This window comes from Candidatus Caldatribacterium sp., assembly GCA_014359405.1.
Taxonomy (GTDB): Bacteria; Atribacterota; Atribacteria; order Atribacterales; family Caldatribacteriaceae; genus Caldatribacterium; species Caldatribacterium oleiphilum.
The window spans coordinates 1-11,993 of record JACIZN010000054.1 but is presented as its reverse complement, the minus strand read 5'-3'; the positions used below and the strand labels follow the sequence as shown (position 1 = coordinate 11,993).

The 11,993-nt window shown below is 50.6% G+C and carries 12 protein-coding genes; 5 read left to right on the top strand and 7 right to left on the bottom strand.

The window, feature by feature from the left end:
• Positions 1-426: hypothetical protein (locus H5U36_05585; protein ID MBC7217617.1), on the top strand; the 426-nt coding region annotated here is incomplete at its 5' end.
• Here H5U36_05585 and H5U36_05580 read toward each other — a convergent pair.
• A complete protein-coding gene (locus H5U36_05580; protein ID MBC7217616.1) occupies positions 419-2,002 on the bottom strand; it encodes a hypothetical protein in 1,584 nt (527 codons plus the stop codon). The genes H5U36_05585 and H5U36_05580 overlap by 8 nt on opposite strands.
• Positions 2,003-2,331: 329 nt before the next feature.
• Between H5U36_05580 and H5U36_05575 the strand changes: the two genes are divergently transcribed.
• From H5U36_05575 to H5U36_05560, 4 genes are all read left to right on the top strand, one after another.
• Positions 2,332-3,462, top strand: coding sequence for an aldo/keto reductase (locus tag H5U36_05575; GenBank protein MBC7217615.1), 1,131 nt, complete (start codon positions 2,332-2,334; stop codon positions 3,460-3,462).
• 18 nt (positions 3,463-3,480) lie between these two features.
• Entirely contained in the window at positions 3,481-4,368 is an 888-nt protein-coding gene (locus tag H5U36_05570) for a ribonuclease H-like domain-containing protein (GenBank protein ID MBC7217614.1), read from the top strand.
• A gap of 105 nt (positions 4,369-4,473) precedes the next feature.
• Positions 4,474-5,136, top strand: coding sequence for an NAD(P)H:quinone oxidoreductase (wrbA, locus tag H5U36_05565; GenBank protein ID MBC7217613.1), 663 nt, complete (start codon positions 4,474-4,476; stop codon positions 5,134-5,136).
• Positions 5,137-5,149: 13 nt separating this feature from the next.
• Positions 5,150-5,410, top strand: coding sequence for a hypothetical protein (locus tag H5U36_05560; GenBank protein MBC7217612.1), 261 nt, complete (start codon positions 5,150-5,152; stop codon positions 5,408-5,410).
• 2 nt (positions 5,411-5,412) lie between these two features.
• On the opposite strand, the gene H5U36_05555 is transcribed toward H5U36_05560, so the two are convergent.
• The 6 genes from H5U36_05555 to H5U36_05530 all read right to left on the bottom strand — a co-directional run bounded on the left by H5U36_05555 (position 5,413) and on the right by H5U36_05530 (position 11,976).
• Complete coding sequence (locus tag H5U36_05555; GenBank protein MBC7217611.1) at positions 5,413-5,634, bottom strand: SHOCT domain-containing protein; 222 nt, start codon at positions 5,632-5,634, stop codon at positions 5,413-5,415.
• Between the two features lie 153 nt (positions 5,635-5,787).
• Positions 5,788-7,266 carry an alpha-N-arabinofuranosidase gene (locus H5U36_05550; protein ID MBC7217610.1) on the bottom strand — a complete coding sequence of 493 codons (1,479 nt, stop codon included), beginning with the start codon at positions 7,264-7,266 and terminating at the stop codon, positions 5,788-5,790.
• 256 nt (positions 7,267-7,522) lie between these two features.
• Entirely contained in the window at positions 7,523-8,431 is a 909-nt protein-coding gene (locus H5U36_05545; protein MBC7217609.1) for a sugar ABC transporter permease, read from the bottom strand.
• 175 nt (positions 8,432-8,606) lie between these two features.
• Positions 8,607-9,878, bottom strand: coding sequence for an ABC transporter substrate-binding protein (locus H5U36_05540; protein MBC7217608.1), 1,272 nt, complete (start codon positions 9,876-9,878; stop codon positions 8,607-8,609).
• 227 nt (positions 9,879-10,105) lie between these two features.
• Positions 10,106-10,846 carry a carbohydrate ABC transporter permease gene (locus tag H5U36_05535; protein MBC7217607.1) on the bottom strand — a complete coding sequence of 247 codons (741 nt, stop codon included), beginning with the start codon at positions 10,844-10,846 and terminating at the stop codon, positions 10,106-10,108.
• A gap of 212 nt (positions 10,847-11,058) precedes the next feature.
• Entirely contained in the window at positions 11,059-11,976 is a 918-nt protein-coding gene (locus H5U36_05530; protein MBC7217606.1) for a hypothetical protein, read from the bottom strand.
• Positions 11,977-11,993: the final 17 nt, after the last annotated feature.

The following is an 11,993-nucleotide window of genomic DNA, read 5'->3' as shown; positions in this document are numbered from 1 at the left end:
AGTAACCACAAGGAGGAACTCCACGGTGAACTCTCCAACGTCGTCAAGCCGCTGAAACCGCTCCACATGTTCAGGAGAGAAGAACTGAAGTTGTGGGGGAAAAGAGTTTATAGGCCGTATGTTCTCCATCATTTGAAGGATATGATCCCGAAGTTTCAGGGCAAGCCATGGATCATATGCATACTTCACGTACATTTCAACTATTACATGAACATGAGCGGGGGTTCTTTCCCTCTTTCCTGGCTCCTTGAAGCGAACCACAAAGTCGTGGGGAGATTTCTTACCAGGATAAACGAGAATCTCCACCCCTTTTCGGGTTGTATAAATGCGATCATCAACCCGAATCCTCTTGACCCTCCAGATCCTGTAGGAGGCTCGAAGGTGATGGTACACTACCAGGGGCAAGAAGAGGAATTCCCTACTTGAGAACCTCATAGACCAAAAGGTAACGGTGCACGATCGCCAATTCTTTCTGGTCTCCCAACGGGGCAAGGTGCTGGTTTTCTCTGACAACTATCACGATCTCCTTCAACCAGAGCCTCTCATGGTTGAGTGAATTCACAATTTGTAGACCAAGGGGTTCAATGTATCCGTCGACCCGAACATCTTGCGTTTCGACGACAAGGAAAGCACCAGGAAGAAGGAGAACAATATTCCTACTTACAAAATCCCGCACGAAAGAGAGATACGAGAAAACGCTCGCCCTATCCTTCGCCTCTGCAAGAAGAGGCGACTTGATCACCAAGAGACTCAAGGGTTCGGAAAGACCCAAAGTCGGGACTTCCCTTCCTCGGGCAGCAAAACCCAAGGCGAATGCCCGATACTTCCCACCCCTGTGGTACCGCCGCAGGATGTTGGTATCAAGGCAGGAATCGTACTGGTCCTCCGGGAAGATCCAAACCGATGTCGCCTCAAGATCTATGTTGTGGGTACAGGTCAGGTGCACATCCTGGGCGACAATCCCTGGTCCAGAAAGAGAATCTGAGAACCTCGGGGATTCTCCGTTTTCGGGCTTTTCAAAAATGGGAAGGTACTCGTGCGCCAAAAGGAGGAAATTGTAAAGGACACTTTTCTCTTTCCAGAAACCTGTGGTTTTACAGTTGTGCTGCCGTTTAATAACGAGCTCCTTAAGCCGAAAACCCGTATCAAGAAAAACCTGTATGAGGCGAAAGCCGATGGGTACAACATGCTTACGCTTTCGGGTATCTCCGATGAGAATGGCACATTTCCTTCCCGGCTTGAGGACTCGGAAGCTCTCCTGAGCAACCTTGCGCATCTCTCCGAGAAAGGCTTCAATTTCAAGAGCAGAGAGATCCCCTTGAATCGCGCTACTGTAGTTTATGATCCCAGCGTACGGTGGATGGGCACAGATGAGATCGATTGTGCTATCCCCAATGCCCTCGAGATTCCGCGCATCTCCAACAGACACATCGGGTTCCCAGAACGGTTCCCCGTCAAAGAGGCCTGCCGGTGGGACAAAATCAAGGTGCTCTTTAGTCATCGCTACACAAACCGGATTGATATCCCTGGCAATACATCGCCTCCGCAAAAGCTTTGCCTCTATAGCCGTCGTTCCGCCGCCCACAAAGTAGTCAAGGACCACCTCCCCTGGCTTCGAGTACTTGAGAATGACGTTTCGGGGAATGTACGGCGACCAGTTTCCCCGGTACCCCCCATGGTGTGTTGCCCAGTTCCCCCGCTGGGGATAACTCCAAACCGTTGTGGTTTCCTCCCGAAACCCCTTTGGCTCCCATGCCGTTATCCTTTTTGGTCGTCGCTTGAGGGTTGAAACATTTGCTCCATATGCCTCAGTCACGATTCGTTCCAGCTGCCGAAAGGTGATGCGAAAAATTTCCCCAATTCGGGCATCAGGCATTCCGGATTGCTTCGCCATCAAGACAACAGCTCTGAAACTTTCTTCCCCGTGAACTTTCCGAATGTGCTCTCCCAAATCCTCTCCCTGGTAGGCATGGCATATAGGACAGCAGAAAAGGGCTGTCATTCCCCTGCTCTTCGCCACTTTGCGCAACCCCCACTCCTGGGTCATTATACCAGTTCCCTTCCAACCCTTCCACGACGGGATGGATTGAGACCTCAAGAGGCGGTCAGCAAATGGAGAAATGCACCTTGCCCAGAGAATAGGGAGAAATCCTTAGCTTTTTGGTGTGGAACCCGATGCCCTAGATCTCTTGTCCCGAAGCATCGCCACTGTTGATGCTTCTTTAGTCCTAAAGGGTGACTGCTTGTACCGAAGACTACGTCGAGAAACAAAGGTTAAAAGCCCAAAACTTCCGTAAAAGAGGTATAATCTTCCCAAAGGGAGGGATACCTATGGAGCGGAGAAAACTCGGGACCACCGACTTATCCCTTTCGATTCTTGGACTCGGGGGTTTTCACCTCGTAGAGCTTTTGAAAGACGATGCCGTACGGCTCGTGCACCTTTACCTTGACCTTGGGGGAAACTACCTTGAGACCGCCGAAAGCTACGGCCACGGGGACTCGGAAGAGAAAATCGGAGAGGTCCTTAAAACCCGCCGCCATGAGTGCTTCGTAGCCACGAAGTCGCAGAAAAGAACAAAGGACGAGATCCTCCGCTCCATAGAGGGGAGCCTGAAGCGGCTCAATACCGACTACGTGGACCTCTTCTTCATTCATGAACTCAACCGCTTCGAGACCCTCGAGGCCATTACGGCTCCCTCCGGAGCCCTTGAGGGAATTGAGGAAGCCAAAAAAGCAGGGAAGATCCGGTATGTGGCCTTCTCGAATCACGTAACTCCTGCGGTTGCCGTGAAGGCTTTGGAAACTTACCCTTTTGATGCCCTCATGATTCCCCTCAACTACTTCGACCGCTTCAACTTCCCGGGGTGGGAGGAGGAAGTGGTACCCCTTGCGGTGTCAAAGGGCGCAGGGGTGCTCGCCATGAAGGTCCTCGCCGATGGATTCCTCTGGCAGAGTACAGAGCAAGCGCTGCGGTACACCCTATCCCTTCCTGTAACCTCTTTAGTCCTTGGAATCAACACCGAAGAGTACCTCAGAAAAGACGTCACCCTCCTTGAAAGACTAACTCCTATGAGCGAAGCAGAAAAAGAGCGCTGGTTCTTCGAAGCTCCAGAGCTCGGTCACTACGTCTGCCGCCAGTGCGGGAAGTGCCTCCCCTGCCCTGAAGGCATAGACATCCCCCGAATCTTCCTCCTCGAAGGCCAGTACGACCGACAGATGAAGGATGACATCGTCCGCAATCCCGCCGAGTACGCCCTACGGGACCGATTGCGCTTCTGGTTTGGGAACCAGGATTACGCCCAGAAAGCCTATGAAGAGCTTCCGGTGAAAGCCGCATCCTGCACCCAGTGTGGAGAATGCGAACCGAAGTGCCCGTACAAGATCCCCATCATGAAAAAGCTTTCCATCGCTCATGGGAAACTTGTGGACAGAAGACCTCCCGGGTACACAAGAATCTTCTGAGGGAGGCCGGGTGAGAAGATGTCTGTTGCTGTTCTCGACATCGAGACCTTTGCAAGCATCGAGACCCTCGGATACCTCGACTACCGGTACCTGAAAACACGAGGGAGAGAGGAGCTCTCTGACGGGGAACTCGAGAAGCGCCTGGCGCTCAATCCATACACTCTCTCCGTTATCTCTGCCGCTGTCGCCCACGTGGAGGAAGGGAATATCCAAGAGGTCGCCGTGTACTACATCGCCACCGACGAGGAAATTTACGACGAAGAGAGACCGTACCCCATCCGTTACGTGCCCATCCTCTGTCCAAAGCTCCCCCAGGATCTCCTCGAAGGAGAACGGCTCCTCCTTGAGGAGTTCTGGCAGGAGCTTGAAGAAGCCGAGTCCTTCGTTACCTACAACGGCCAAAACTTTGACCTTCCGGTTTTGCGGCTTCGGAGCATGATTCACGGCCTTCCACTTCCCGAGAAAATCGCCAATCCCCGCCTCCTCCGCTCAAGCACTGACCACCTTGACCTTGCGGATTTCCTCTGCGCTTCAAACCCCGAGCACAGGTACACCCTGGAATTCGTGTGCCGAAAATTTGGCATTGACTTTACAAAAAACACCATGGACGGCTCAAAGGTTCACGATGCCTTTCTCTCGGGACGGTACTCCGACATCGCCCGGTACAACGCCCAAGACGCCATTGCCACCGCCCAACTCTACCTGCGCCTCATACCGTACCTACCCCAGGAACTCCAGAAGCCTCCCACCGACCGCCAGCTCCAGTACCTCAACGACCTCATAGCCACTCGTGCCTTTGGGTTTTCTACAAGTCACGTCATCAACTGGCTCGCCACCCAGGGAATTCTTACAAAAAACAATGTGAGCAGGCTCATCGACGAGCTGAAAAGGAATGAGGGATTGTGAAGGGTTTATGAGCTAAACCCGTGGATCTATGGAAGGAGGCCTCACCCGCCTACAGGAATAACCTCACATTCTCCTCGGTTCCCCATGGAAAAAGGGGGTGAGAGTATGTCTACTCAAATCCTCATTCTCTATTACTCCGCTTACGGGCATATGCACCGCATGTGTGAGGCAGCGAAAGAGGGAGCAGAAAGCGTAGAGGGAGTAACCGCTCTCCTTCGCCGAGTTCCAGAAACTCTTCCTCAGGAAGTCCTTCAGGCCACGGGGATAGCCAAAGCACAGGAGGCTTTTGCCCATGTCCCTATCGCAAGGCTTGAAGATCTCGAAGCAGCCGATGGACTTCTCCTCGGTATTCCTACACGCTTCGGGAATATGTGTGCTCAAATGCGGGCATTCCTTGACAGTACTGGTCCACTCTGGGCCAAGGGAACACTTGTGGGAAAACCAGCAGGGATCATGACGAGCTCTGCGACACAGCACGGGGGACAAGAGACAACCATTCTTACTGCCATGGTAACGCTTCTCCACCACGGTATGGTTCTTGTTGGCCTTCCCTATACTTTCGCTTCGCAGACTCGCCTTGATGTAGTCACAGGTTGTTCTCCTTACGGAGCTTCGACCATCGTTGGGGCTCAAGGAGAACGGTTCCCTTCTGAAACGGAGCTCGAGGGAGCTCGCTACCAGGGAAAGTACTTGGCAATGTTAGCTAAAGCGCTCCGCGAGAAGAGAGAATGGATACTCAGCCATCTCAGGGAGCAACGAAGGTCCTAAAGGAGGAATTTCCGTGACAAGAACTCTCCTTCGCCTTCGGGGCGCGGTAGCCCTCGGAATGGTGGCCTTTGTTCTCTTCATGCTCGCAACAGGCGTTGTCCTCTGGATTGCGAGTCAGGGAGGAATCGTCCCTCAAGGGCTCTGGAGTTTCGCAAGCACAGCGCATCCTGTAGGGGGAGTGAGCTTCTTCATTCTCGGTGTGGTGCACATTGCCCTCAACAGGAAGTTTTTCCTGAGTGACCTTGCTATGCTCTTCAAAAAAGACAAAGGGTAGCGCTACCGCTTGAGGTCTTCGCGCATCCGCTCGTACTCTTCTTTCGTGATTTCCCCTCGGGCGTACCGGCGCTTGAGGATCTCAAGAGGGTCTTCCTCGTGGAAGCCCCAGTAGTACCAGTACCTCCTCCGTGGGGCAAGGGCAAGAAAGAGGAGCACGAAAAAGAGAATCACAAAGAGGGCCATGAGAATTCCTCCTCCCCACATGAACCATCCGTGGGGCATATAGATGTACCGGCATCCCCAAAGAGGTGTGAAGACAAGACCCACATGTATCACCTCGCACCCATTATATACCCCTTTGGGGACAGAAATGTGAAGAAAGTTTGAAGAAAGTATGAAGGTAGGCTCCCTCAAAGGAACCCACCCCACGTAAGGTTAAGAAAGCGGCTTTTCAAGAGGAACCTCAACCACCCCAAGGGTATGGGGAGGAAGAGAAAGGGGGGAGGAAAGGGAGAACTTCGAGGATACAGGAGTAATTCGGTCCGGATGGGTGAAGTCGTTCTCGGCAGCAATATCTCCGGTGAGAACAGAAAGGGTGGCCTCCTTCCCCACGGGGAGATCCGAAAGGTCGAGGGTTACTTTGCACTCCTCGTCTTTGTGGAAGTTCACCATGGCTATACTCAGGACGCTGCGAGCGGCATCGTAAGTAGCCGAGGCATCGAAGTACGGCACCCGCTCCACGGCAAAGGAATTCCGGCCCTCAAGGAAGCTCTTTGCCCGGATGGAGTAGTACTCGGTGCATACTTCGCACCCCAAGCGCACGAGTCCCGTGTGGTTCACGAAGAGATCGAACACATGGTAAATAGGGGTGAGCACCATGGCGTCCTTTTTGGTCTTGATCATTCCCAGGACGTTCACCATCTGGGCAAGGTTGGCCATGCCGACAACATCGCTCAAGCGGTGGAGCACAAGGAAAATCCCTGCAGCAAAGAGGGCATCCTTCAGGGCGTAGGGTTCTTCAAGGTACACAGCACCCTTTTCTTCCATTTCCTTCTCGTGGTCCACCTGGTACCAGATGTTCCATTCGTCGAAGGCAATTTTCACGTGGTCCATACGGGTGCTTTTGATGAGGCTTGCGAGAAGCTTTAGACGTTCCTCTACGTAGTACGCTGCGGCGACAGTTTCGTAGTAGTCCGGAGAGCCGTGGTACTGGTGGATGGAGATGAAGTCGATGACCTTCCCGGCGTGCTTCAGGACGGTAAGATCCCATTCCGGGTCATCCGCTCCCACGGCGATAACCTTGATGGAGGGATCGACAGTCTTCATGAAGGTGGCGTACTGGCGAAGTTTCTCTGCGTACTCTTGAGCACTGCAATGGCCCACCTGCCAGGGACCGTAGACCTCATTTCCAACGCCCCAGTACTTCACCCGGTAGGGCTTGGGATGGCCGAATTTCTTCCGGAGCATCGCGTACTTCGTCGGGGTATCGAGGTTGCAGTACTCCAGCCAGTGCAGGGCCTCATCAAGGGTTCCCGTTCCAAGGCTCACGGTGAGGTATGGTTCTGCTCCTATCCTCCTACAGTACTCGATGAACTCATCGGTCCCAAAACGGTTGCTCTCAAGCCCTCCCCAGATGTAGTTCAAGAGCTGAGGGCGTTCCTCCTTTGGTCCAATGCCATCCTCCCAGTGGTACGCCGAGGCAAAATTCCCTCCCGGCCAGCGGAGCACGGGGCATTTGATACGCCGTACCGCCTCGAGAACATCTCTCCGGAAGCCCGAAGCATCCGCGAGGGGAGAATCCTCATCGAACACTCCCCCGTAGATGCACCGACCAAGGTGCTCGATGAAGTGTCCGTAAATGAGAGGACTGATGGTTCCTACCTTTGTTCCCCAAACTCTGACGCAACAATCCATAATGGAGCCTACCTCCTTATTCAATCCAAGGATTGGCGTATATCACTTCTCCTCCCGCGAGAATTACGATGCGGGTATTTGATCCCCGTCTCCATGTTTAACCCGACACCCATTTTCAAGCCCTAGACGAGTCGAAAACTAAACGTTCACCTCCTCGCAAATGAGAAGAATTCTCGGTCGACCTCTCTCACGCTCTCTCGACAGGATGGCCCTATGCAATTGCTTAAGCCACTTTGCACACCGTTTTCAAGCTCCATCAATAGGCCTCTCTAAACCTAAAGTACCTAAGCTGCAGGAATGTCACGCCAAAGACCAACAAAAACAGTATCCAGGCTATAGATGAAGCATAGTCCATGTTAAAAAACTCGAAACCTTGATAATATGTGTACAGAACCAGGGTTTCCGTGCTAAAGAGAGGACCACCGCCAGTCATCACGTAGACTTGATCAAACACCTGGAACGAAGAAATAATACTATCTGCAACAACAAAGAGCAATGCGGGACGAAGCATTGGTAGAGTAATATACCTAAAGCATTGCCAGGGCCCGGCTCCATCGACTTTAGCAGCATCATAAAGGGATTCTGGAATACCCTGTAACGCCGCAATAAGGATTACCATTGTAAATCCTAACCATTTCCAAATACCAACTAAGATGACAGCCGGCATGGCCCAGGTTGTGCTTCGCAACCATTCCGAGCTTGGCAAATGAAGCAATCGAGAGTAGTAAGAGATAATCCCAATATCGGGATCCATCAAAAACTTCCATGCTATAGCAAGTATGGCGAACGACCCGATAGCCGGCAAAAAATAAACCGCTCTAAAGAAAGTTGTGCCTCTAAGTTTCTGAGTGAGAATCACAGCGAGGAACAAGCTAAAAACGACCCTCGCGGGTACAACACCCAGAGTATAGTAAAGCGTATTCCACAGTGCGTTCCAAAAACGAGAATCAGCAAACAGCTGACGATAATTAGACAGACCTATAAAGGGGTGCTCAGGGATTAATGGATTCCAGTCATGAAGGCTAAGCCAAACAGCCTGTATAATTGGCCATATCACGAAAACGCTTAGGACTAAGATGCTAGGCAACACAAACAGGTACCCTGCACGGGCTTGTCGGTTCCTAAAAACGGATCTTATTATTTTTGCCCAGCTCGATCTAGGCATCACTTAATCACCCGCCTAAGAAAAGACTGGTCCTCCCTCCTAAGAGAGGGATGGAGCCTTTCCCTAGCGAACGAAGGGGGCTTTCTCTCCTCGAAAAGGATCGAACACCAAAAAGAGAAAGAAGGATGGGGCAGGGCTCTCACCATGACTAAGCCCTGTCCCATCCCTAACTAATTCACCTTTGTTTAGCAAGCACAGCGTTCATCTTTGCGGCGGCCTCCTTAAGCGCCTCCTCAGCCGATTTTAAACCACGTGTAGCTTCCTGAATCGCCTGCATAATGATGGTGTCGATTTCGGCGTAGTTCTCTAGTCCAGGGAGGTAAAACCGAGCGTAAGGCGCTGCAGCCGCAAACTTGGGCACAAAGGGATTTTCCCCGAGCATTGGATCGTCAATCAAATCAATCCGTGCCGGAGGAAAACCGGTATTCACTGCCCAATAAATCTGAGATTCTTTGCTATTCCAGAACTTAAAGAACTCATATGCGGCATCTTTACGCAGGGTCTTGCTATTCAGAAGCATAAGCACACTGTCCGCTAAAGTGACACGCCCCGCAGGACCCTCAGGAATAGGTGCAACATCATATTCTATACCTGCTTTTGTGTACCCGGTGGTCATCCATGGACCGTTCATTTCCATAGCCGCTTTCTGTGTCTCGAATAACTTATCCGCTTCGGCTCCCGTTAATCCAACCGGGGAGATTCTATGCTTAATAATAAGGCTCGCCCAAACTTCGACAGCCTCAACTGTTTTAGGATCGTCGAGCATGGACTTCTTTCCATCAGGAGCTACAAAATCACCGCCATTGCCCCAGACAAGAATCGGCCACATTGGGATAGTCTCGTGGTCCGCTAAAGCTAATCCATATTGGTCTATTTTGCCATCGCTATCTTTATCCTGGGTCAATCTAATGATGGCCTCTTGCCACTCAGCCCAATTTGCTGGAGGGTTGTCCGGGTTCAGTCCCGCTTCTCTGAATAGAGACTTGTTGTAATACAGCATCAAGGTAGCAAAATTCATTGGTACGGCGTACATCCTGCCACCATATTTCATAAGTTCTATCAGCGCAGGAGGAAACACTGCGGGATCCAGCCCGTCCACATTATACAGTTCGTCAAGAGGCATAATAACCCCCGCCTTGGCAAACTGAGGAAGATATTGGAAGTGCACACCAGCAATGTCAGGTTCTCGGCCCACTACCATGGAGGAGAGCAATTTCTGCATCAGACTGTCCCAGGGCATGATATCCATCTGGACCTCTATATTTGGATGAGTTTCGTTAAACTTTTCTACGAGCGCTTCCACCGCTGGTCGATCTGGGCCGGTAAAACCATTCCAGAAGGTCAAGGTTACCTTTTCAGCTGCTCGCAGAGGGACACAATACACCATCAACCCAGAAACCAAAAGGAACACCAATATCCACTTTGTGGTCGTCCCCTCTCTCCTCATCTCTCCTTCCTCCTTTCGTTTTATTCTATTCAGAAACTAACTCAAAGAAAGAACCACCAAACCAAGAGGTTAAAATTCGCCATTTTCCAAGTTATACCCTTTCACCCCACCACCTCCCTTTTGTCGCCAATAAGGCTGCCAAAGAACCTTTGAGCTCCTTCGCATCCCTTAAAATAAGCCTTGGAAAGACCCTTGTACTCGAACAGGACTTCCTTAAACAAGCGTCATTATTCTTTCAAACCGGTTAACACTATACCCCTCACAAAATACCTTTGAGCAAAGAGAAAACCTAAAATCAGAGGAGCTAACGCAATCGTTGCACCAGCCATCAAGATGGCGTATTCCACTACATGTTTCCCCATGAAGAGAGCCAATCCAGCCGGTAAGGTACGCATTCTTGTCGAGGTAGTCACAATCAAAGGCCAGAGAAGATCGTTCCAATTGTACATGAAGTGAAATACGGCCAAAGTTGCTAGTGCTGGCTTGGACAAAGGCAGAATAATCTGCCAATAAATCCGAAACTCGCTACAACCATCGATACGAGCTGCATCTTCGAGGGCGGGAGGAATGGTCAAAAAGAACTGGCGCAACATAAATATTCCAAAGGCATTCGTTGCCCGCGGTACAATCAAGGCAGCATACGTGTTAACCCAACCCATCCTGTAAATAGTGACAAACAGGGAAATCATAATAACGTGGAAGGGCACCATAAGGGTTGCGAGAATAACCAGGAAAATCACGTCACGCCCGGGAAAGGATAGGCGAGACAGGGCGTAAGCCGTTAAAGAGTCTAGAAATAACGAAAGCAGGGTAACCGAACCAGCAAATATTAGCGTGTTAAGGAAGAAAACACTAAAGGGAATCCGCTTCCAGATATCCACATAATTAGCAAGAGTGATATCTCGCGGAAAAAGCCGCGGCGGATAGGTAACCACATCTGCTTCGGGCTTGAAAGAGGTAAGAAACATCCATGCGAAAGGAAAGACTATAAACACTGCTACAAGACTCAAAACCAAGTAAACTGCGACTTTCTTTAAGCATCCCCCCTTGCCTCCTAAAGGTTTCCCACCACTTGTGATCAACGCCTTGTCGCCCCCTTCATTCTAAGTAATGGCATTGTTCCTCCTAAAGAACTCTCCCCCTCCGGAGACACTGCTAACACAGGCTCCTGCACCAAGCCCTACTCTTTGGTACAAACCCTAAACTCTAAAATGCTTACCGAATGAGGGAGAAAGAGATGAATAAACTTATTTCCAGCCTCATCCACAAAGGAAGAACGAACACGTACCCGCGACGGTTGCTCGAAGGAATTAGTATCAAGCGCATCGCACCCATTAAGCTCGTACTTTTTGACACCTGTTTCTACCGGAACACCAAGTACTTCTATTTGGGTTTCTATTGGTTCACTACGGTGTCGATTAATTACGGCTAAGAAAATCTTCTTTCCCTCTTCATCGCAAGAAGCGGCCGCGTCTAGCAATGGAATAGCCTCGTTCTCGCTGATTGCTCCGATACTTGGTATAGAGAAAGTATCACACTCCACCCCGCTTTCCAGAAGAATAGAACCGAAGTGGTCTCGATATAGCTTGAATGCCCAATACAGGGGGGTGAGAAGGACACTCGTTTCGTTGGTAGATATCACTCCTAAGGCGTTCACTAGCTGAGCTATATTTGTTATCCTAACTCTTTCTGGGAAAAGGAAGAAGGCATGAAACATACCCGCGACATATAGTCCATCTCGAAGGAGATAGTTCTCTTCCAGACCATTGATTGATACATTCCACTCATCATAAGCAAGATCGATTCTTTTTCTGGAGGAGAAACAATCCAAAACCCTAATGTTTTCCGCAAGTATATGTTTCATCTCCTCAGAAAACCCCACAATAGGGTAATAAAGCTCTTCATCGGAGGGCTTTTTGTCAAGAGCCTGCAAAAACTCAGCCCCAGGAACATAGTGATGAGCAGAAAGATAATCAATAGCATCGTTGACAATCATTAGGACTCTCTTGTTCCATGGGTAAAAATCCGCGCCACTACTTCGACCCACCTCGTTAACTCCTACCGCTACAAGAACAATGTTGGGGTCTACAGCCTGCATCGTGCGAACAAACTCGA

What these genes read in the sequence shown, in the direction of transcription:
- H5U36_05540 (MBC7217608.1), bottom strand. Translation starts at nt 9,878, where the DNA reads ATGAGGAGAGAGGGGACGACCACAAAGTGGATATTGGTGTTCCTTTTG.
- H5U36_05530 (MBC7217606.1), bottom strand. Translation starts at nt 11,976, where the DNA reads ATGCAGGCTGTAGACCCCAACATTGTTCTTGTAGCGGTAGGAGTTAAC.
- H5U36_05580 (MBC7217616.1), bottom strand. Translation starts at nt 2,002, where the DNA reads ATGACAGCCCTTTTCTGCTGTCCTATATGCCATGCCTACCAGGGAGAG.
- H5U36_05545 (MBC7217609.1), bottom strand. Translation starts at nt 8,431, where the DNA reads ATGCCTAGATCGAGCTGGGCAAAAATAATAAGATCCGTTTTTAGGAAC.
- H5U36_05550 (MBC7217610.1), bottom strand. Translation starts at nt 7,266, where the DNA reads ATGGATTGTTGCGTCAGAGTTTGGGGAACAAAGGTAGGAACCATCAGT.
- H5U36_05575 (MBC7217615.1), top strand. Translation starts at nt 2,332, where the DNA reads ATGGAGCGGAGAAAACTCGGGACCACCGACTTATCCCTTTCGATTCTT.
- H5U36_05555 (MBC7217611.1), bottom strand. Translation starts at nt 5,634, where the DNA reads ATGCCCCACGGATGGTTCATGTGGGGAGGAGGAATTCTCATGGCCCTC.
- H5U36_05535 (MBC7217607.1), bottom strand. Translation starts at nt 10,846, where the DNA reads ATGTTTCTTACCTCTTTCAAGCCCGAAGCAGATGTGGTTACCTATCCG.
- wrbA (MBC7217613.1), top strand. Translation starts at nt 4,474, where the DNA reads ATGTCTACTCAAATCCTCATTCTCTATTACTCCGCTTACGGGCATATG.
- H5U36_05570 (MBC7217614.1), top strand. Translation starts at nt 3,481, where the DNA reads ATGTCTGTTGCTGTTCTCGACATCGAGACCTTTGCAAGCATCGAGACC.